Raw genomic sequence first — 2496 nt, forward strand, 5'->3', positions numbered from 1 at the left:
TGCAAAGGTAGAAACTTTATTTTAATCCGCAAATTTTATTTGAAGATTTTTTTTCGTTTTGTTTTTCCCGATTTCTCAGTTTAAACAGTCTCTAACCCCCGTATTTCATGTTCCGAAGAACCGCTCCTCCCTTGCGGAGTGGTGCAAAGATAGGAACATTTATACATCACTTCAAAGCTTTAGCGTGAATTAATTTTCTAATTTGAGTTAACTCACTGGAAGATTGAAGGATAAATTTGTTTTTGTTATTAATTTATTAATTGTGTGTCTGTTCTTTATTTTTATTAATAATACTACCTAGTAAACAATTGTTATTATTAAAAAAACCTATTTATTCCCTTTATTACTCTTGGTATCATCCTGTATTTCAAACAATAAATACAGCACACTCTCGCAAGAAGTACTTGAGGACAAAGTGAAAGGTGCAGGGGCGAGTAAAATGGTCGGTGTAATGTATGGAAGAGAGATGGAATTTAAAGCTGTCGGAAAAACGTTTGACGATCCTATTCCTTGCGAGCCTAAACTAATCCAAAAATCATTATTAGAAGATGATATATATGGTCAATTATCTTCTATGCAAACCTTCGAAAAAAATGCTAAGCAAACAACATTAAAAGATTTGGCCTACGATTTTGCACATGCAAACTTCCCGCTTTGCCATGCTAACCTACAAGTAAGAAAATATATATTTGAAGGAAATAGCCCTATAGAAGCTGGACACCCTGAGTACCGTATGCATGCTGATGACATTGACTTCCAAATAGAATCCGATTTCATTGGCCTACTTTACCTTGATAAAGCCGATTTCTTAGGAGTCTACTATACCTATTTGTACGAGATTCTCTCAGCAATTATTAAAAAAGTAGGATTATCGGGGATAAATAAATAATTTCTTTTAGATCTGGTCATTATGCGCATACTGGATCCTTCCTCAAAATTACGTTCTATAGAATTACTTGAAACCTGTTTTGGTATCAAACATAACCGGAAATCTTTCTACAAATCAGCCCGAAATTGGTTAAGCTTAAAGGAAGAGGTCGAACAAATCGTAATTAAATTTCTCAAGGAGAATTATGATTTCAATTTTGAACTATTGTTTTACGATGTAACTACATTGTATTTTGAGACATTTGATGCTGATGAATTTCGAAAGCAAGGGTTTTCAAAAGATAATAAATCCCTACAGCCACAAATTTTAGTGGCCTTAATGGTTACTCCAGAAGGCTTTCCTGTAGGTTATGAGGTATTTCCAGGAAATACCTTTGAGGGGCATACCATCCTTCCCGTGGTTAAGGCTTTCATCCAAAAGCACAGTATTAAACAGTTTACAATAGTAGCGGACGCTGCTATGATCAGTAATGATAATGTGGAAGAGCTTAGAAAGGCAGGTATTAACTACATTGTTGGTGCCCGATTGGGCAATATTGGGAATGAGCTCTTCCAACGGATTCATAGTAGTTTAGTCCGAGAGGATGGAAACACTATTCGACTACAGACAGAAAAGGGATATTTGATTTGCAGTTTCTCAAATACAAGATATCGAAAGGATAAGTATGAAATGGAAAAGCAAATACAGTGTGCAGAAATCTTACTGAAAGAGCCTGGTAAAATCAAGAAAGTAAAATTTTTGAAAACCGATAACAAAGAACCTGCTTTGAATAATGAATTGATCAATCGAACAAAGGTTCTTCTTGGAATTAAAGGCTATTACACAGACCTAGAGGAGTCTATTGTAGATAATGAGACCGTAATTAGTAGATACCACGATTTATATAAAATTGAGCAAGCCTTCAGAATCTCTAAAAATGACCTCAAAACAAGACCCATTTTTCATTTCAAGGAAGAGCCAATAAAATTACATTTACTAATCTGTTTTATGGCATTAGTCATTTCAAAGCACATTGAATTAACCACCAATGTTTCTATTACAAAGTTTGTAACTGAACTCAAAAAAGTGACCGACGCTAGAATGTTTAGTCAAATCACCAACAAGGAAATGAGAATAAGAGCCAAAATGATGCCTATAATGGAGGATTTAATACGGAAGTTAAATCTGCCGCACTAAAAGGGACAAGTCAGGAGTATATAGGTACAGTAATTCTGAGCAATTATGTTTTGGGCTAATATCAAACCATAGAATTGCATTGAAATTATCTCATGAAAATTATAAAAATTTACTCAAAAGACTTTTAGTATTCTAGGTATAGAATACTAAAAGCATATAACGATTATGAATGTTAAAAAATGAATAATGAAATAAAGATTATATTTGTGATTTAGAAATCGTTTTTTCTTAGCAAGATGAGATAAATCAAAGTAAATAATTTATATTCAATCATACATTGCAGATTAAATTTCCATTAAAACTTCTTTAAAAGCAAAACAGCCTTAGTACATAATGTACTAAGGCTGTTGTATAAAAAAAGGCACCGACCTACTCTCCCACCTGTTACGGCAATACCATCGGCTCGGGCGGGCTTAACTTCTCTGTTCGGA

At 33.9% G+C, this 2496-nt stretch carries 1 pseudogene; it reads left to right on the forward strand.

What is annotated here, in order from left to right:
* Nucleotides 1-754: 754 nt before the first annotated feature.
* Nucleotides 755-2065 (forward strand): annotated as a pseudogene (locus FLS47_RS16910) (IS1634 family transposase); the annotation flags it as partial.
* Between the last annotated feature and the right edge of the window lie 431 nt (nt 2066-2496).

The organism is Sphingobacterium cavernae, from assembly GCF_008520265.1.
In the GTDB taxonomy this organism is placed as follows: Bacteria; Bacteroidota; Bacteroidia; order Sphingobacteriales; family Sphingobacteriaceae; genus Sphingobacterium; species Sphingobacterium cavernae.